This is a genomic window from Aquitalea sp. (genome assembly GCF_030150775.1).
Lineage (GTDB): Bacteria > Pseudomonadota > Gammaproteobacteria > Burkholderiales > Chromobacteriaceae > Aquitalea > Aquitalea denitrificans.
The window spans coordinates 90,677-108,828 of sequence record NZ_JASLFG010000041.1 but is presented as its reverse complement, the minus strand read 5'-3'; the positions used below and the strand labels follow the sequence as shown (position 1 = coordinate 108,828).

Annotated in this window: 14 protein-coding genes and 1 riboswitch; of the genes, 4 read left to right on the top strand and 10 right to left on the bottom strand. The window is 54.4% G+C overall.

Annotation, left to right across the window (positions count from 1 at the left end):
- Nucleotides 1-13: 13 nt before the first annotated feature.
- The 3 genes from QVF59_RS14940 to cbiB form a co-directional block, all read right to left on the bottom strand.
- Nucleotides 14-1,072 (bottom strand): HoxN/HupN/NixA family nickel/cobalt transporter, encoded by a 1,059-nt coding sequence (locus QVF59_RS14940; RefSeq protein WP_159876052.1) that lies wholly within the window; start codon nucleotides 1,070-1,072, stop codon nucleotides 14-16.
- 100 nt (nucleotides 1,073-1,172) lie between these two features.
- A riboswitch (cobalamin riboswitch) is annotated at nucleotides 1,173-1,350 on the bottom strand.
- A gap of 43 nt (nucleotides 1,351-1,393) precedes the next feature.
- Complete coding sequence (cobD, locus tag QVF59_RS14935) at nucleotides 1,394-2,380, bottom strand: threonine-phosphate decarboxylase CobD (protein ID WP_287880984.1); 987 nt, start codon at nucleotides 2,378-2,380, stop codon at nucleotides 1,394-1,396.
- Complete coding sequence (gene cbiB, locus QVF59_RS14930) at nucleotides 2,373-3,314, bottom strand: adenosylcobinamide-phosphate synthase CbiB (RefSeq protein WP_287880982.1); 942 nt, start codon at nucleotides 3,312-3,314, stop codon at nucleotides 2,373-2,375. Before cbiB ends, cobD begins: the two co-directional genes overlap by 8 nt.
- A gap of 112 nt (nucleotides 3,315-3,426) precedes the next feature.
- On the opposite strand from cbiB, the gene QVF59_RS14925 reads away from it, so the two are divergent.
- Complete coding sequence (locus QVF59_RS14925; protein WP_287880980.1) at nucleotides 3,427-4,890, top strand: cobyric acid synthase; 1,464 nt, start codon at nucleotides 3,427-3,429, stop codon at nucleotides 4,888-4,890.
- A gap of 9 nt (nucleotides 4,891-4,899) precedes the next feature.
- On the opposite strand, the gene QVF59_RS14920 is transcribed toward QVF59_RS14925, so the two are convergent.
- From QVF59_RS14920 to QVF59_RS14905, 4 genes are all read right to left on the bottom strand, one after another.
- The gene (locus QVF59_RS14920) at nucleotides 4,900-5,631 is read right to left on the bottom strand and encodes a hypothetical protein (protein WP_287880978.1); all 732 of its coding nucleotides are present in this window, start codon (nucleotides 5,629-5,631) and stop codon (nucleotides 4,900-4,902) included.
- Between the two features lie 100 nt (nucleotides 5,632-5,731).
- The gene (locus QVF59_RS14915; protein WP_287880976.1) at nucleotides 5,732-8,353 is read right to left on the bottom strand and encodes a response regulator; all 2,622 of its coding nucleotides are present in this window, start codon (nucleotides 8,351-8,353) and stop codon (nucleotides 5,732-5,734) included.
- A gap of 20 nt (nucleotides 8,354-8,373) precedes the next feature.
- Nucleotides 8,374-8,877, bottom strand: a complete 504-nt coding sequence (locus tag QVF59_RS14910; protein ID WP_159876063.1) for a putative pterin-binding protein — start codon at nucleotides 8,875-8,877, stop codon at nucleotides 8,374-8,376.
- 94 nt (nucleotides 8,878-8,971) lie between these two features.
- The gene (locus QVF59_RS14905; protein ID WP_276608569.1) at nucleotides 8,972-9,094 is read right to left on the bottom strand and encodes a hypothetical protein; all 123 of its coding nucleotides are present in this window, start codon (nucleotides 9,092-9,094) and stop codon (nucleotides 8,972-8,974) included.
- A 261-nt stretch (nucleotides 9,095-9,355) separates the two neighbouring features.
- On the opposite strand from QVF59_RS14905, the gene QVF59_RS14900 reads away from it, so the two are divergent.
- The 3 genes from QVF59_RS14900 (at nucleotide 9,356) to QVF59_RS14890 (ending at nucleotide 11,796) form a co-directional block, all read left to right on the top strand.
- The gene (locus QVF59_RS14900; protein WP_287880972.1) at nucleotides 9,356-10,630 is read left to right on the top strand and encodes a flavin-containing monooxygenase; all 1,275 of its coding nucleotides are present in this window, start codon (nucleotides 9,356-9,358) and stop codon (nucleotides 10,628-10,630) included.
- Nucleotides 10,631-10,705: 75 nt separating this feature from the next.
- A complete protein-coding gene (locus QVF59_RS14895; RefSeq protein ID WP_159876067.1) occupies nucleotides 10,706-11,128 on the top strand; it encodes a RidA family protein in 423 nt (140 codons plus the stop codon).
- Entirely contained in the window at nucleotides 11,125-11,796 is a 672-nt protein-coding gene (locus QVF59_RS14890) for a DUF1028 domain-containing protein (protein ID WP_287880969.1), read from the top strand. Before QVF59_RS14895 ends, QVF59_RS14890 begins: the two co-directional genes overlap by 4 nt.
- 246 nt (nucleotides 11,797-12,042) lie before the next feature.
- On the opposite strand, the gene QVF59_RS14885 is transcribed toward QVF59_RS14890, so the two are convergent.
- The 3 genes from QVF59_RS14885 to QVF59_RS14875 form a co-directional block, all read right to left on the bottom strand.
- Nucleotides 12,043-13,137: a fimbrial protein gene (locus QVF59_RS14885; protein ID WP_287880967.1), complete on the bottom strand. Its 1,095-nt coding sequence runs from the start codon at nucleotides 13,135-13,137 to the stop codon at nucleotides 12,043-12,045.
- Nucleotides 13,138-13,284: 147 nt separating this feature from the next.
- On the bottom strand, nucleotides 13,285-16,293 hold the full coding sequence (locus tag QVF59_RS14880) for a two-partner secretion domain-containing protein (protein WP_287880965.1): 3,009 nt from the start codon (nucleotides 16,291-16,293) through the stop codon (nucleotides 13,285-13,287).
- Nucleotides 16,294-16,426: 133 nt separating this feature from the next.
- Complete coding sequence (locus QVF59_RS14875) at nucleotides 16,427-18,127, bottom strand: ShlB/FhaC/HecB family hemolysin secretion/activation protein (protein WP_287880963.1); 1,701 nt, start codon at nucleotides 18,125-18,127, stop codon at nucleotides 16,427-16,429.
- Between the last annotated feature and the right edge of the window lie 25 nt (nucleotides 18,128-18,152).

Here is an 18,152-nt window from a genome sequence, read left to right as displayed (position 1 = left end):
CTCTTGAGGGGCGTCAGCCGGCCTGCTGGCCGGGCAGGGTATCAAAGCGCTTCCACTTGTAGATGGCGGCGGACAGCAACCAGGTAAGGGCAAACAGTGCCACCACGAAATAGCCGAAGTGAGCCAGATTTTCGTTGAGCATGGCCACCACATCCCAGGCACCGCCGCTCAGCTTCAGCTTGTCGGCAATCAGGCCCAGGGTTTCCAGCCCGCCTATGCACACCGCCACCACCACCGACACCAGGGTGATGGTGAGGTTGTACCACAGCTTGCGGATGGGGTTGATGAAGGCCCAGCCGTACACCTCCACCATCAGCATGCTGTCCAGGGTGTCCACCAGCGCCATGCCGGCAGCAAACAGCACCGGGAATACCATGATGTTCCACAAGGGAATGCCATCAGCCGTTTGCGAGGACGCCAGTGCGAACAGGCCGATTTCGGTGGCGGTATCAAAACCCAAGCCAAACAGCAGGCCGATGGGCAGCATGTGCCAGCTCTTGCTTACCATGCGGAACAAGGGACGCAGTAAGCGCGCCAGCAGGCCACGGTTACCCAGCAGGATGTTGAGCTGCTCCTCGCATACCGGCTCGCCGGCGCGGGCGCGGCGGAAGCTGTGCCAGATGCCGCGCAGGGCAGACAGGTTCATCGCGGCCAGTGCCAGCAAGAAGAAGGCGGAAACCCCGGTGCTGATGGCTCCGCCGATTTCACGAAAGCCGTTGATGCCATCCTGCAAGGCGCGGGTGGCAAACACCACGGCGGCCACGGCGGCAATCACCAGCATGGAGTGGCCTACGGAAAAGAAAAAACCCACGCACAAGGGGCGCTGGTTTTCCTGCATCAGCTTGCGCACGGTATTGTCGATGGCGGCGATATGGTCGGCGTCCACCGCGTGGCGCAGGCCCAGCAGATAAGCCAGCAGTGCGGTGCCCAGCTGGGCCGGATGATCGGCAAAGGCGCTCAGTGCCCAGCCCCAGGCCAGCAGATTGGCAGCCAGTAGCGGCAGCAGCACCCACAGATGACGGGAGCGGCGCGAGCCGGCAGACGATATTGATGTATTCAGTTTTGCTTGCATGATGCCCTCGGTGACGATACGTCGCCGCAAGCGAGGGCACTGTCCGCCAAGCAGGGCGGTACTGTGCATTCCCCCGGTACACCCCGCCCGGATTCAGCCTGCGTCGACACGTATGACGGCCGGTCTCCTGGCTCGCGCTTCTTTACCCTGCATCGCCTTCCCGGGTGGGCCGGTGGCCAGTGATGCGGACTCGTCGCTTACAGTTGCGGGGGCAGCTGCGGTGTCTCACCGCATTCCCGTTTCACCCCTGGCGGGGCACCGTCATTTGAAGCGCGCATGATACGTGACAACGCAGAAAATGGGAATTCTTCCCGCTGATTTTCAAGGCTTTTCCCATTGCGACAGCGCAGTTTCCAGCCGTTGCCAGCCGGCTTCATCCGGCGGCAGGCCAAAGCGCAGACTGGGACCGTCGGCAAACTGGCGTACCAGAATGCCTTGGCTCGCCAGAAAGTCGAACAAGGCCGGGCAGTGCGCACCTTGCAGCCACTGGAACAGGCAGCTGCCACCTGCTGGTGCCAGCCAGTGACGGTTTAGCAGCTGTTGCAGTCGCTGGCTGTCGGCAGCCAGTTGCTCGCGCATGGCTTGCTGCCAGCTGCTGTCCTGCAAGGCCAGTTTGACCACCTCGCGCGCCGGACCGTTGATGCTCCACGGCCCGATGGCTTCGGCCAGCTGTTGCAACAGGGCCGGCCAGGCAAACACAAAGCCCACCCGCGCACCTGCCAGGCCAAAGAACTTGCCTACCGAGCGCAGCACGATCAGCCCCGGCAGGCCGACATCACTCAGCAGGCTGTGCTGCGGTGTGGCATCCATGAAAGCTTCATCGATGATCAGCCAGCCGCCGCGACTGGCCAGCCGGGTGCGCCAGTCTTGCAACTGGGCGTGGGAAAAGGTGGTGCCAGTGGGGTTGTTGGGGTGGCATAGCAGCAGCACGTCAAGCGTATCGACGGCAGCCTCGATGTCCTCCGGTGCATGGCGACTGAGCTGGTGGCCGTGTTGCTCCCAGTGCCAGGGGTGTTCGGCATAACACAGCGGCAGCATGCCCACCCGGCAGGGCGGGCGCAGCGTGGGCAGCAGCTGGATGGCAGGCTGGGAGCCAGCCACCGGCAGCAGCAGCGGGCTGCCGTAGTAATCCGCCGCGGCTTGTTCCAGGCCGTCGTCCTGTTCTGGCAGGCGTTGCCAGCTGCGCGGGCTGATGGGCGGCACCGGCCAGCCTTGCGGGTTCAGCCCGGTGGACAGGTCCAGCCAGTTTTCCACCGCAATGCCGTATTGTTCTGCGGCACGCAGGATGCCGCCTCCGTGTTCAAGCATGAGAAAAACTCCACATCAGCACACCAGCCAGCATGGCCAGCCCCACCCACAGCCACAGGCTGCGTTGTACCAGCGCAATGGCGCGGGCGATGTCCTCGGCCACCGGTGGGCGTTGCAGGCCCAGCGTGGGGCGTTGTTTCAGGGTGCCGTGATAACTGGCAGCACCGCCCAGCAGCACGCCCAGCGCACCGGCACCGGCCGCCATCACCGGCCCGGCATTGGGGCTGTACCAGGTGGGAGCCTGGGCGCGCCAGCATTGCCAGCCCTGACGGGTGTGGCCCAGCAGGATGTAAGTCAGCGCGGTGAGGCGGGCGGGAATCAGGTTGAGCACATCGTCAAAGCGGGCGGCGGCCCAGCCAAAGTGCAAAAAGCGTTCGTTGCGGTAGCCCCACATGGCGTCCAGGGTATTGGCAGCGCGGTACAGCACTACACCGGGCGCGCCCAGTAGCAGAAACCAGAACACGGCGGCAAAAATGGCATCGCTGCCGTTTTCCAGCACCGATTCGATGGTGGCGCGCGCCACGGCGGTTTCGTCCAGTTCGCTGGTGTTGCGGCTGACGATCATCGATACCTTGTAGCGGGCCAGTGGCAGGTCGCCAGCGCGCAGCGCATCCAGCACTGCCTGGGCATGCTCACGCAGGCTTTGCGCGCCAATGGCCAGATACATCAGCAGCACCGAGGCCAGCTGGCCCAGCCAGGGCAAGCCTGCCAGCCACCAGGCCAGCAGAGTTGGCGGCAACAGCAACAGGCCGATGCCCAGCACACCGCGCAGGCGCATGCGCCACACCGGCTCGGCCTGGGCCGTGGCCGGGTAAAGTGCATGTTCCACCTGGCGTACCAGATAGCCATAGCCCACCAAGGGATGCCAGCGCCGCGGCTCGCCCAGCAGGCGGTCCAGCAGCACGGCCAATAACAGAAAAACAGCAGAAATCACGTCACACGCCTATATAATCGCCGGCTTCAGGGCAGCGGCCTATCCGGCTGCCCAAGCGTTGAAGAGCGACATTCTAGGGGGCTTCCCGAAAAAATGCGCGCCGGAGAATAGCATGACTGCCAAAACCATCATGATTCAGGGCACCACTTCGGATGCCGGCAAGAGCACTTTCGCCACCGGCTTTTGCCGTTTGCTGGCGCGGCGCGGGCTGCGTGTGGCCCCGTTCAAGCCGCAGAACATGGCGCTCAACAGCGCGGTAACGGTGGATGGCGGCGAGATTGGCCGTTCGCAGGCGGTGCAGGCGCTGGCCTGCGGGGTGGAGCCGCACACCGACATGAACCCTGTCCTGCTCAAGCCCAATAGCAATACCGGCTCCCAGCTCATCATCCAGGGGCGGGCGGTGGGCAATATCGACGCAGTGTCCTACCACGCTTACAAGCCGGTGGCGATGCAGTCGGTGTTGCAGTCGCACGCCCGGCTGGCAGCGCAATACCAGTGCATCGTGGTGGAAGGCGCGGGCAGTCCGGCGGAAATCAATCTGCGCGAGGGGGACATCGCCAATATGGGCTTTGCCGAGGCGGTGGATTGCCCGGTGGTGCTGGTGGCCGATATCGAGCGTGGCGGGGTGTTTGCCCACCTGGTGGGTACGCTGGAATTGCTGTCCGACAGTGAACGCGCGCGGGTGGTGGGGCTGGTGATCAACCGCTTCCGTGGCGACCCGGCGCTGTTGCAATCCGGCGTGGAGTGGGTGGAGCAGCGTACCGGCAAGCCGGTGCTGGGCGTGCTGCCCTATCTCAACGGCCTGCATATCGAGGCGGAAGACAGCCTGGCGCTGAACCGTCCACAAGGCGAACATGCCGCGCAGCAAACGCTGCGCGTGGTGGTGCCGGTGCTGCCGCGCATCAGTAATCACACCGATTTCGATCCGCTACGCCTGCATCCGCAAGTGGAGCTGCTGCTGGTCAAGCCCGGCCAGCCGCTACCGCCTGCCGACCTGATCATCCTGCCCGGCAGCAAAAGCGTGCGGGCTGATCTGGCCAGCTTGCGTGCTGCCGGCTGGGAGGCGGCCATTGCCCGCCACCTGCGTTATGGCGGCAAGCTGATCGGCATTTGTGGTGGCCTGCAGATGCTGGGCCGGCAGTTGCACGACCCACAAGGGCTGGAAGGCGAGGCGGGCAGCAGTGCGGGTCTGGGCTGGCTGGAGATGGAAACCACGCTGGCCAATGACAAACAGTTGACGCGGGTGAGTGGCCACTTGACGCTGGATGCGGCGGCGGTGAGCGGCTATGAAATCCACATGGGGGTGAGCACTGGCGCGGCACTGGCGCAGCCGGCGGTGCGGCTGGAGGATGGCCGCTGCGACGGTGCCATCAGCGCCGATGGCCAGGTTCTGGCTACCTATCTGCACGGGGTGTTCGATCAACCGGAAAGTCTGGCCACGCTGTTGCAATGGGCCGGCCTGGCCGCGCCGCAGCCGCTGGATTACCCGGCCATCCGTGAAGCACACATCGAGCGGCTGGCCGACATGCTGCAGCAGCATCTGGACCTGAGCCCGCTGCAACGCTGGCTGCCCTGAGGCCGCCGTTTACTGGCCGATGACCACGCTCTGCTGCTGCAAGGCCTGATCAAAGCTGGCCAGGTAGGCGGGTGGCAACTCCACATTCACCCCCTTGTACTGGGTCAGTACCGATGCCGCGGACTTGCCTTGCGTGTGCATGCCATACACCGTGCTGCTATGTGCGCTGCCAACCATCAGCCGCAAGGCACTGTGCTGTTGCAATGCCTGCCGTACCACACTGGCGGGCAAGGTTACCACCTGTTTCCAGCTGCACTGGCCATCACCCGGGCTGCTCTGGCAGAGGAAATCCTGTAAAGGCAGCTTTTTTGACCACTCCAGCAGTGGCAGCAGCGTGCGCTGGCCACCTCTGTCCAGCAGCCAGACGTGCAGCTGGCCGGCATCTTGCTGCTGTACCACCTCGGCTGGCAGGCTGACTGCCACCAGCGGCATGACAGCTAGAAAGTTGCCGCTGGCGCGGATATCCAGTTCCAGCTGGTAGCTAAAGGTCTCGTCGCGCGGGCTGTTGCCGGCCTGCAGCCTGACATTGGTATCCAGCAGGCCCTTGAAGTGTGGTTCCCTGGATTGTTGCTGCCTGCCCATGCCCTGCATGGCCCGGTAGCGGACAATCTGGGCGCAGGATGGGCAATCTGCGCTGCCACTTTCCCGGATCAGCAGGCCGGACGGCTTTTGCTGGTGTGATGCTGTGCTGCAGGCGGCCAGCAGGGCGCTGGCCATGAGGGTGGCTAGAGTCTTGTTCATCATTGCTTTCGTCCCGGCACACCATGAAGCAGGTGTGCCGGGACGACTGTAACGCCTTAGCCGGGTGTTGCCATGCAGCAGGCAGCAACTTGATGAAGTTTTACATCGGCAGCCGCGGGCGGATTTCTGCCAGCAGCGCCTGATGGCAGGTTTCCAGTTCTTGCAGCAGCTTGTCCAGTGCTGCTGCATCCTGCTGCTGGGCGGCGCTTTCTACTTGCTGACACAGCGTAGCAAACGGCAGGGCGCCAATCGACAGGGCGGCCCCGCGCAGTGCGTGGGCATACATGGCCATGTCTTGTGATTTGCTGTCTGCCAGTGATTGGCGCAGCTTGTCCAGCCGCAGGGCGGCATCACGGATGAAGGCTTGCAACAGGGTCAGCAGGAAGTCGGCGTCGCCATCGCAATTGGCCAGCGTCTGCTGGTAGTGCAGCTGGCAGTCGGCCACTGTTGTGTCGGCAGACTGGCCGGTTTCTGGCCCGGTGTCTTGATCCGGGCTGTGTCCGGCGAATACCCGCTCGATTTCGTCAAACAGCCGCTGGGCTTCCACCGGCTTGCTGACATAGCCATCCATGCCTGCTGCCAGGCAGCGTTCGCGGTCGCCTTTCATGGCATTGGCCGTCATGGCGATGACAGGCAGGTGCGGCAGGCCCTCGTCCCGTTCGCGCTGGCGGATGTGACGACTGGCCTCCAGTCCATCCATCACCGGCATCTGCATGTCCATCAACACCAGATCGAAGGCTTGTCCGGCCAGCATGTCCAGCGCCTGTGCGCCATCGCCCGCCACGCTGACCAGGTAGCCGCGACGGCTCAGGATGGCTTGGGCCAGTTTCTGGTTGACTTCGTTATCCTCCACCAGCAGCACATGAAGCGGCTGCGTGCTGTCCTGCATGCGATGGCGGGGGGGCAGGCGGCCAGCTTTGCTGGCTGTTGTCATGCCGCGCAGCTGGCAAAGGGTGGCGAGCAGTTCTTCTTGCGGTACCGGCTTGGTCAGGTAGCCGCCGATGCCAAGCTCCTGGCAGCGCCGGCCATCACCGCGCTCGCCAGACGATGTCAGCATGATGATGTCAGCCTGGCAGCCTTGCTGTTGCAGCTGGCGTGCCAGATCGAAGCCGGACATGCCTGGCATGTGGCCATCCAGCAGGATCAGGTCGAAGCTGCGCTGGCGCAGCAGTGCCAATGCTTCGAAACCGTCGGCGCTCAAAGTGGCCGACATGCCCCAGTTCTTCAGCAGGGCAGCCAGCCAGCTGCGGTTGGTGGGGTTGTCGTCGCACACAAGGGCTTCCAGTCCGGCCAGGTCGGCGGGCTGGCTGGCTGGTGCCTGTTTGTCTGCCAGTTGCAAGGGAATGCTGAAAACGAATTCCGAGCCTTGCTCCGGCCTGCTGTTTACCCGGATTTCCCCACCCAGCAGGGCGACCAGTTTCTGGGTGATGGACAGGCCAAGTCCGGTACCGCCATAGCGGCGTGTGGTGCTGTTGTCGGCCTGGGCAAAGGCATCAAAGATGACACGCTGTTTTTCCGGCGCAATGCCGATGCCGGTATCGCGTACCGAAAAAGTCATCAGGTAGCGGTGTCCTTGCTGCTGGCCGTGTATGTCCAGCACGATTTCTCCCTGTTTGGTGAACTTCACCGCATTGCCCAGCAGGTTGTTCAGTACCTGGCGCAGGCGGGATGGGTCGCTGATATAGCGGTCTGGCAGGTCGGGGGCTAGCTGGCAGATGACTTCCAGATTGTGTTCTTCGGCCTTGAGGGCAAAGGGGTAGACCGTCTGGCTGATCAGGTTGCGCAGCGAGAAGGGCAGCGATTCCAGCTCCATCTTGCCGGCATCGATCTTGGAGAAGTCGAGGATGTCGTTGATGATGGTCAGCAGCGAATCGGCGGAGGATTTGACGATTTCCAGATACTCGCGCTGTTCGGGTGTCAGTTCGGTATCCAGCGTCAGCTCGGTCATGCCGATAATGCCGTTCATCGGAGTGCGGATTTCATGGCTCATATTGGCCAGAAACGCACCCTTGGCCACATTGGCGGCTTCGGCCTGTTCCAGTGCGCGGTCCAGCTTGCGGCTGAGTGCCTCGGCTTCCTCGCGCCGCTTTTCGCTGTGCGACAGATTGCGCCAGGCCAGGGCAGCAATCAGCGCGGCCACCAGCATCAGCAGGGCTGCGGTGATGGCCACCATGCTGTTGAGATCCTGCAGGCTCTGGTTGCTGGCGTTGGCAGCATCGGTCAGCTGGCTGTTGGCACCGATGGTCAGTTCGCGGATATTCTCGACCACATTGTCCAGTTCGTTCAGCAGCGCTGTGGCCTGTGCAGGGTCGAAATAATCCCCATTGGCTGACAGCCTCTGGTCGGTTCGCCGCACCAGTTCCACCAGCTTGTTCATCTGCTGCTGATACCAGGCTTTGTTCTGGAACAGATTGGCGTAGCGGTAGTCCTTCAGCAGGTCGATGCGGGATACCAGAATGCTGTAGCGCAGCTGCAGCTCATCCAGATCGGCAGCCCGGTTGGTGGCCTGGGCTACCTTGGCTGCACCCACGGTACGGAAGTAGTCGATACCCAGCTGGGAATATACCCAGACCACATTGTCCTGCCCCTGCTCGGCAAAACGCTTCATTTCTGCCTGCTGGCGCTGATACAGCATGCCGACCACCAGCAGGGCGGCCACCATCAGGATGCCAAGCAGCCATACCTGGTTGTTGATGCGGGATCGATGCGAGAACAATGACACTAGCTAGCCCCGGTAAGGGTTTATTCGACGCGGATGCGGTTAACCTGCCATACGCAGCGGGAGTAGATCTCCTTGGTACGCAATTCCGGCTTCTTGTCGAAGGGATACATGACAAACAGCGGCCCCTTGTCGCGCACTGTCAGCACCTTGCCATTAATCTTGCGAGCCAGGATGACATCATATTTTTCCAGGTCGACCAACGGAATCTCTGCCGCGTAGTCGTTCAGGGCTACCACATAGAGTTTGCTGCCCTTGCTGCCGGCTGCCTTGAGCACATCACGGAATAGCGGGCCTTCAAAGGTCTCTTCCTGTTTGTACCAGGGGGTGGGGACTGTCATTTTTACCTGCGGCAGCTTGTCCAGCATGGCGCTGTCGAATTGGGCGGCGGTACCACTGTTCTTTTCCGTAATCTGGCCGGTGATGGTGACGATAGGGTGGCCGGCGGGTTTTTCCAGCGCCAGCACGCAGGTGGAGTGCAGTACCAGCAGGGAAGCCAGCAGCAGGGCGAGGCGGGTATTGGCCATGGAGTGTTCCTAGGTGGGGTGAAACAGCCGTAAGAAATGGAAGCGACGGAAAATCCATTACTGATAAGCATTCTACAAGCTGCGGGCAAAAAATCTATTCTTGATGATAGGGGCATTTCACGCCGGCATTGTTGCCGGTGCTGGCCGGCCTGGCTGTTTGCAGCCATGTCTTGCCGGTTTCTATCATTAGCTGGACGGTTCTTTTCTTCTTCGTCATCCGCCGTTTTCCTAGCTGCGTGACTTGTGCTGATGGCTCTTGGCGTAAATTGAATAATTAAAAATTATTCAATCAAGAGTTTTTATATATTTTCGGTATTCAAATTGCTTCCATAGACTGCAGTGGTCAGTTAGCCGGTGGCCTGGAATGGCAGCCGGATAGCTGGTGTGCAGCATGCGGCATGGCCGTGAGCGGCACTACCCCATGCCACCCTCGTTTGCGGTGTTCGGGGCCTAACACAGGGAAGGAAGTGAAATGGTGATGGAAAAGACCGATACGCTGGTGATCGGTGCCGGCCAGGCCGGCATTGCCCTGAGCGAGCACCTGAGCAAGCTGGATGTACCACACCTGGTACTGGAGCGTAAACGCATAGCCGAGCGCTGGCGTTCAGAACGCTGGGATTCACTGGTGTGCAACGGCCCGGCCTGGCACGACCGCTTTCCCGGGCTGGATTTTGATGATGTTGCCGCAGATGGCTTTGCCGGTAAGGAGAGGGTGGCAGACTATCTGGAAGCCTATGCCCGCAAGTTCCATGCCCCCATCCGTACTGGCGTAGAGGTGCTCAAGGTGGTGCGCAACAGCGGTCGCCCGGGTTTTACGGTGGAAACCTCGGCTGGTGTCATCGAAGCCAATCGCGTGGTGGCGGCGACCGGTCCGTTCCAGCAGCCGCTGATTCCGCAACTCATCCCAGCTGACAGCCCGGTCAGGCAAATGCACTCGGCCGCATACCGTAATCCGCAGCAACTGCCGCCCGGCGCGGTACTGGTGGTGGGGTCGGGCTCGTCCGGGGTGCAGATTGCCGACGAGTTGCAGCGCGCAGGTCGTACTGTCTATTTGTCTGTTGGTCCGCACGACAGGCCGCCGCGTCGTTACCGCGAACGTGACTTCTGCTGGTGGCTGGGCGTGTTGGGCGAGTGGGATGCGCAAAAGGTAAAGCCCGGACGTGAACACGTCACCATTGCTGTCAGCGGGGCGCGCGGTGGCCATACCGTGGATTTCCGTCGTCTGGCCGAACAGGGCATCACGCTGCTCGGCATGACGCGGGCTTGCGAAAATGGTGTCATGCAGTTTCAGCCTGATCTGGCAGAAAACATTGCCCGTGGCGACGAAAACTACCTGGCAGTGCTGGATGCCGCCGATGCCTATATCGCACAGAACGGGCTGGACCTGCCACCCGAGCCGCAAGCCCGGCAGCTGCCACAGGACCCGGCCTGCATGCGCGAGCCCATCCTGACACTGGACCTGGCCGCCAAGGGCATCAGTACCGTCATCTGGGCCACCGGCTTTGCCGTGGATTACCGCTGGCTGCAGGTAAATGCCTTCGACGACAAGGGCAAGCCCAGTCATCAGCGCGGGGTATCCAGCGAGCCGGGGGTGTACTTCCTGGGCTTGCCGTGGCTGTCGCGCCGTGGTTCCAGCTTTATCTGGGGGGTGTGGCATGACGCCAAGTTCATTGCCGACCACATTGCCACCCAGCGCAAATACCAGGCTTATCGCGCAGCCGCACCAGCAACTGCCGACCGTACACCGGCCTGAGGCCCTGCCGCGCCTGTCCTTACGCTACACCGGGGCGGCCCAGCCGCCCGCCCACACACAGCAATGAGGTGAAACATGGTTCACAAACGCATTCGTCCGTTCAATACTCGCGAAACCTACCCGGAACAAAAACTGGACAACGACCTGTGCCAGGCCGTGGTGGCCGGCAATATGGTGTTTTTGCGCGGCCAGATCGGTCAGGACCTGGATACCCGCGAGTCGGTGGGCATCGGTGATGTCACCGCCCAGGCCGAGAAAGCCATGGCCAATGTGAAGATGCTGCTGGAAGAATCCGGCAGCCATCTGGATCATGTGTGCAAGATCGTCATCTATCTGGTGGATACCCGCTACCGCGAGGCGGTGTACCAAGTGGTAGGGCGCTGGCTGAAGGGCGTATATCCGGTTTCCACCGGACTGGTGATTTCTGCACTGGCACGGCCGGAATGGCTGGTGGAGATCGATATTACTGCCGTGATACCGGAAGGCTACCAGCCATGACCTTTTCGATTGCCGCACGCTGTACGCAAACCGGCATGCTGGGAGTGGCTGCCGCGTCGTCCAGCATCGCCGTGGCCAGCCGCTGCTGCCATGTGGCCGCTGGGGTGGGTGCGGTGATGAGCCAGAATGTCACCAATCCCGCACTGGGGCCGCAGGCCCTGGCGCTAATGGCACAGGGACTGCGCGGCAATGCCTTGTGTCAGGCACTGGCATTGTCCGATGGACATCTGGCCTGGCGTCAGTTGCTGCTGGTACCGGCGCACGGGGAAATTACTACCTTCAGCGGTCAGCATGCGCTGGGGGTGTTTGCCACGGTGCAGGGCGAACACTGCGCTGCCGGTGGCAATATCCTGGCCGATGCCAACTTGCCCTCGCACATGGTGGAAGCATTCGAGGACAGTCGCGGCCATCTGGCCGATCGCCTGCTCGCCGCCATGCAGGCCGCAGTGGCAGCGGGTGGCGAAGTAGGGCCCATCCATGCGGCCGGGATCAAGCTGGTGTGGACGCAAAGCTGGCCGGTGGTAGACCTGCGCGTGGACTGGAGCGATGGCGAACCGGTGGCTGAACTGCAGCAGCTGTGGCAGCGTTATCAGCCGCAAATGCAGGACTACATCACCCGGGCTGAAGCACCAGATCAAGCCCCTGGCTATGGGGTGCCGGGGGTGTAGATGTGACGGACGGGGAGGCGGTATGCCTCACCCGTCATGTCAGAAGGAAAATCAAGCATGGCAAGGTATTCATCACATTCAAACACATCTCCAGGCTGCCACTTGGAAAATGATAGGACATTTTATTTCAAGCCGACCGACCGGTATGAACCAATGAAGGCTGCTCTGTTGAGTAATGTCGCACTGCAATTAAATCAGATTCCATGCAATAGGGAGCAGACAATAGACTGAATCACCATAGCCATGCTATGGATAGTCAATAAAAAATTCAGCTGCCGCATTGGCATGGCCTGCAGTAACCGTACCTGTACGGATGTAATCTGCTTGCAATGGCATTTCAACCATGTTCCCGATTACAGACCCCATTAAGTAACTATTATTGCTACCAAACCAGATCGATTGGTTGTTAGATATTAATTTTAGCCTTATTGCAATTCCTTGAGCGGGTGGAGCGCCAAACTCCGTTGCAGGAGATAGGCTAAGCAAGTCACTTACATTGTTACGATTATTTATATCAACAAGATAAATGCTTGGTTTGGCTGCCGCAGAACAATTATTCAATCGTATACTGAATCGTGTTCCACCTTGTAATGAAGGGGAATTTATGGAAGGGAAGTCTGTCGTACTAAAGCTGCCCATCATCACCTGGATTGAAGGGGTTTCAATTTCGCAAACATTTTGAACTTGCACATTACCCAGATCCAGAGTGTATTTGTCGCCAAAGTCACCTGTCGCATTGCATACTTTGGATACTACGCCTGTACTATCGATTGCATCAAGGATGAAATTTGTTGCTGCACCAGGTGTGCTGGTAACTACTCCACCTGATGTGTTGCCTGTCAAAATCAGTTCTTGTACTGTCGTAAGTTGGATGGTGCCTGATCCTACTGCGCTTGTTTCTGCTGCCTCTTCTGCTAATATAATCGGCACAGCATTGCGCAATAGTATGCCATTGCTAGTACTGGACGAACTATATCGCCAGCGCAAGCCAATTCCCGGTATGTTGGTTGATACGGTATGATAATCTGCCAAACCACCACCAACGCCACCACTAATCCAACTACCCTTTATTCTGACAGTATCAGGCTCGCCGGATTTTCCAGTGTAAACGCCAAATACTGTAATGCCACGTGCAGCTAAAACAGTCCCGACTGGGGTGCTGTTGGATATTTGAATCTTATTGTTACCGGCATATATATTCCATGGGCCGCCAAGAGCATTATCAAAATAGCACTGACTAGCGGTGGCTCCTGCAAGAGTGTAATTTGAAAGGAATGTAAAAAATATCATTAATAGGTTATATTTTAATATAATTTTGAGAGAGATGGATGGGTTGGTCATTGTATTTAATTCCGAAATAATTTTTGCTATACTGGAGCAGTAAATAATGAAAGATTAATATTGTTATTGGTAATTTATATTAAAAGAAGTGCGAAACCAGAAGGCTGGCTTCGCACTCTAAATATAGACTATGAATGTTATATCAGATCAGTCTCTGATTATCCCACGGTTGATACCGACCAAGCTAAGGCGTGCAGCATCTCCAAAAACCTGAGCACCTTCTATGCTTCCTTTATTGACACCAACGGCACCACCGTAAGTCTGATTACTCGTGTATTTAACTACCCCATAGACTTGAGCCTGCACTATCCTGCCAATGATTTCATTTAGCCCAACCAATCCCCCCACATTGCTGGATGATCCTGATGAAACATCCGAGTATGAGTAAGAGTTGCTAATCAGACCATGATTCAAGCCAACCAGACCACCTGTTGAACTAGAACTGCCACCTGAAACCATTCCATAAGAGTTACTGAAGGAAACAGTACCATCCATCCGACTACCGCTATTCAAGCCGACCAAACCTCCAACATTACTAGATGAACCGCCTACTACATTATTTTCTGCAGTTACGCCGGTTACCGATCCAGTATTGGTACCAATCGCCCCTCCAATATTGGTATTCGTACTGGCCGAGACCTTAGATGTTACACCTGTAGATGTCGTCATTTTTACCAGTGAGTTTAGAACGTTACCGTCATTGTTACTGCCTATCAAACCACCTACACTAGTATTGGTGCCACCAATAACCGTGCCGGCAGCAATAGCATCTATAACATCACCCATATTATTTACGCCAATCAAGCCACCTGTTTCTCGTCCATAGCTGTTATTAACAGTTGAATTGGTAGCAGCATTGATAATGGTGCCACCAAGGTTGGTGCCAATAAGTCCCCCTGCTACTGTGGATGTTCCACCATTAACCACACTATCAGAGCGAGAATTCAGTACGTTCCCATTGCTCAAATAACCAACAAGTCCCCCCACGTTACCCGTGTATGAGTTATTGTAATAATAATAATTGGCACCAACAGTACCTGTATTGCTTGAATCCTTAATGATACCTCCAAGGTTTATGCCAACAAGACCACCACTATTTGGTGAATAGTTTACATTGACATTCCCTTTGTTTTGCGAGGACTCAATATTTCCTTGAAAATTAATACCAACCAAACCACCTGACCCATTACCGGAGCCTGCACTATTATTCATTCCACCAGTAATTAAACCGGTATTTGTGGAGTTGGATATAGTGCTGCGGTTGTTTTCTCCTGCAATGCCACCAGCCCCACGGGTGTTGGAGTTGCTAGATACGGTTCCAGAAAAGGTGCCTCTGTCAATTGTTCCGCTGTTAATGCCCACCAAACCGCCAAGAGTGTTTACTTGGCTGGAGGGGCTTGAGACAGAAATATTACTACTGCTATTAATCAGGGTGCCTCGGTTATAACCAATAAGTGAACCAATTGCCGCTGGAACGTTAGATGTCGTATTTGAAACAGTGCTCGCGGTAAGATTAATATTTTTCAAAGTACCATCGTTTATTGCAATCAAACCAGAATTTGGACCAGCGGCGTTGATTGCAAGCTTGGTAACTGTATGACCAAAGCCATCAAGTACACCTTTGAATGATGCATATGGATTGCTGCCGCTTGCAATAGATTCAAATTTTTTGTTGGCTCCATTTATGTCATTGCCTATTACATAGAGACCATACAAATTACTATTAATCCGTTGAAGTTGATCAAAATTTTGAATGATATTGTAGGATTTATTTTTAATTGTGAAAGTGGCACCGGTACCCGATAGTGTAATGGACTTTCCATTGGCTAATGCATAGTTGTCAGAGCCCGGGTTGAATGCCAGCGCAGAATTTATACCTGTTGCGGAAATGTTATCGTTAATCAGAATATCATTCTGTGCATTTAGCTCAAGTTTGTTTTTGCTAGCCCATGCAACAGGGCCATTTACAGCCAAATCGCCATTTGCGTTAGTAATGGAAACGTTGGAGTAGCCAAGACTACGTGACAAGGTGTCAGATGCAATATAGCTGTCAGAGTACGGAGCACTATTACCTCTAGTGGCAATTTCAAAGTCGTCCGCTTTGATAGAGACTAAGCCTGTATTTCCATTGTCAGCGGTGGTATTAAAAAGCGTACCTAAGCCAATTCGTGCATGTTTACCGCTAATGTTAATTGATCCCCCATCGCCAATATTTTGCCCTTGAGCGCTTGCACTTAACTGCCCATTCACATCAACCCGGTCTTTAGATCCGGAATCCAAAATAATTTTGCCGGATTTATAATTAAGTGTATTTGCTTCGATTGTACCGCTGTTGTTAACTACTGTTTTCATCAAATTAGAGCTGTCACGTGCGCTAAGGATAACTTGACCACCATTGGCGCTTATCTTATTGGTATTCAGAACCAGAGCATCCATGATGGCACTATCAACTTTCACATTAACCAGCCCAGCGCCATCAAGGCTGAGCGTAAATGCACTACCTGCGGCTAGTACAGTACTTCCATTTGGTGTGTTGATTGTTCCTGTATTTCTTACTTGATTAGCAAGAAGAATAACAGAGCCATTCGTGCTGTTGATTGTTCCTTGGTTAATAATGGTCGACCGGGAAACTCCTGAAAATTTGTTATTGCCATTATTAAAATCGGAATCAGTTATATTTTGTGTGGAAACAAGTAGACCACCTACATTGACTTGTGACCCATTTCCAAATGCTACTCCATTTGGGTTGATAATGAAGACCTTACCATTTCCAGATAATTGTCCTAATATCATTGTGCCTTCAAGGCCCAGAACGCGGTTCAACGCAATCGAGTTTTGATTTGGTTGATTAAAATTTACCTTTTCATTGGCTTTAATTCCGAAGGTATCCCAGTTGATAATTATCTTGTCAGTGTTTTGATTGATAGAAATTTGTTTGCCATTGTCAAAAACTTGAATATTACCAGTACCAGAAATAATATTTCCACCAGTTGGCAGCGCAAATGCTGAGGGTATGGAAACCATGCTGATGGCAGTCAGCAAATGAAGCTGAGAGCGACTGATACTTCCCGTTTTCCTGCAAGCCTTTGCTTTTTCACTGCAGGCAACCCAACAGCCTTTATGTGCATTCCAAATACGGCTGAAGATAATGTTCATGGTGGAATCCTTTGCGTGGTGATTTTGGCTAAGCATCAATTATGATGTGTTTTAAAGCTGGTACTGTACAAATAAAATCAACACCAAATCAATTCAATAAATTCTACACTCTCCTTTATCTTGTTTTAATATATTAAAATATATAATTAGTCTGAATCCATGCGGATGGTGCTTTCTGGGTATTACTAGATTTCCCCGGAGCAACCGGTAATGCAGCTGTAAGCTTGATTGAGCCGCCCTTATTTGCCAATACTAGTGCCGTTCCAATTGCAGCCCTGCGGATAAGTGGATTATATTCTCCCCAGCTATTTTTGCTTGCATGTGTTTGTCCATAATCGTAAAACAATGAAGCTTGAATTTGAGGTTTAATCGACTGTCGTATTTCAAGATTGCCAACAAAACCTACATCCCCTGCTGCATCATTGGCAGAGTAAGCTCTGACTGCATAAACACCACCCAATCCAATCTTTTCAGCGGAAATTAGATTTTTGTCTGCCCATTGCATATTAATTTGTCCGAATACGCTTGTACTATTTGTTATCCATTGTTCGTGGCTGGCAGTCACTGCTAATTTACTAAAAGTTCCTTGAATTCTCGTTGTTCTTTGGTAATAGTTTTCCAATTCCTGACTCAGAATTGCAATCCGACCAATGCTGTAGCTTGCTGAAAAATTACTTAAGGATCTATTAGAAATTACATTTGCACCACTACTCGAGTACGACGTGGTAATGATTTTGGACTTCTTTTTGTTTGTGTCCTCATACAGGCCTGTCATGTCATTAAATAATCTTTCTTCATATTTAATTTCCAGTTCTGAATATCTATTATTTTGTGTAATAACAGGCTGCTGCAGGTAAATGCCTCTTGAGCTTACATATCCATGCATTCCTAAATTGGCCATGTCTCTGTCAATTGCATACTGCATTTTGGAATAGGTTATTCCAATTTTTGAATCTACGATGTTTGTTGGTATTAAATAATTAATTCGTTGATATTGATTTTTAGGATTGCTTATCAATGATTTTATGTTTACTTGGTCCCCAATATTTAATGGATTATTGAGCGTCAAGTCTCCTACTGCCCTGTAGTGACCTGTACTTTTATTGCCGAGATTGTCTGCACTCACATTTACACTGAGCGCTTTTGTGCTTTCTATATTAACTGTTAAATCAGCTTGACCATCTTCAGTCCCAGCTTCTAATGTGGATGTTGCTTTAATTCCGGCTATTTTATTTAATCTGATCAAGGCGCTTTCTAAATTGCTTGTTTGAATTGTTTCATTTTTTATAACTGAGCGCATTGTGTTTGATATGACAAATTCCTTCAATTTTGATTGATTGTCGTATTTTATCTTTCCATATGTCCCTTCTTTTATTTCTATGATCAATTTCCCATCACTAATTTCTTGTGGTGGAATATACGCATGCGCAAATGCATAATTATGTGTGTGATAAAAATTTTCTATTTTTTGAGCAATGTCTTTCAATTCTTTAAGATTGTATTTATTTCCAATATCATCCTTGAATATTGGATGTAATTCATGTTGACTGAACGCATGATTTCCTCTTAAAGTTATTTCTGTAATGAGTATTTTTACATCATCTCCAGTAGAATCTGTTTTTTTGTTTGTATTGCTATTTATATCAAGTTGCAATGGTGCTTGTTTTGGCTGAATATCTATTCTATTTTGTTGGTCAATTTCTCGAATCAACTGACCTCCGGATGGTGTTGCTAGAGCACTGCCAAGACATGAGTATATTCCAACTCCAATGGTGATTAATTCAAACTTCCTTCGTTTATGAAATGAATTATTAAGCGTTAAATTTTTATTCATAATATTATTTCTTATTTTGTTGGTT

Bases quoted from the DNA above. Each gene is read 5' to 3' on its own strand.
- QVF59_RS14940 (WP_159876052.1), bottom strand. From the start codon at position 1,072: ATGCAAGCAAAACTGAATACATCAATATCGTCTGCCGGCTCGCGCCGC.
- cobD (WP_287880984.1), bottom strand. From the start codon at position 2,380: ATGCTTGAACACGGAGGCGGCATCCTGCGTGCCGCAGAACAATACGGC.
- QVF59_RS14925 (WP_287880980.1), top strand. From the start codon at position 3,427: ATGACTGCCAAAACCATCATGATTCAGGGCACCACTTCGGATGCCGGC.
- QVF59_RS14920 (WP_287880978.1), bottom strand. From the start codon at position 5,631: ATGAACAAGACTCTAGCCACCCTCATGGCCAGCGCCCTGCTGGCCGCC.
- QVF59_RS14910 (WP_159876063.1), bottom strand. From the start codon at position 8,877: ATGGCCAATACCCGCCTCGCCCTGCTGCTGGCTTCCCTGCTGGTACTG.
- QVF59_RS14905 (WP_276608569.1), bottom strand. From the start codon at position 9,094: ATGACGAAGAAGAAAAGAACCGTCCAGCTAATGATAGAAACCGGCAAG.
- QVF59_RS14900 (WP_287880972.1), top strand. From the start codon at position 9,356: ATGGAAAAGACCGATACGCTGGTGATCGGTGCCGGCCAGGCCGGCATT.
- QVF59_RS14895 (WP_159876067.1), top strand. From the start codon at position 10,706: ATGGTTCACAAACGCATTCGTCCGTTCAATACTCGCGAAACCTACCCG.
- QVF59_RS14890 (WP_287880969.1), top strand. From the start codon at position 11,125: ATGACCTTTTCGATTGCCGCACGCTGTACGCAAACCGGCATGCTGGGA.
- QVF59_RS14885 (WP_287880967.1), bottom strand. From the start codon at position 13,137: ATGACCAACCCATCCATCTCTCTCAAAATTATATTAAAATATAACCTA.
- QVF59_RS14880 (WP_287880965.1), bottom strand. From the start codon at position 16,293: ATGAACATTATCTTCAGCCGTATTTGGAATGCACATAAAGGCTGTTGG.
- QVF59_RS14875 (WP_287880963.1), bottom strand. From the start codon at position 18,127: ATGAATAAAAATTTAACGCTTAATAATTCATTTCATAAACGAAGGAAG.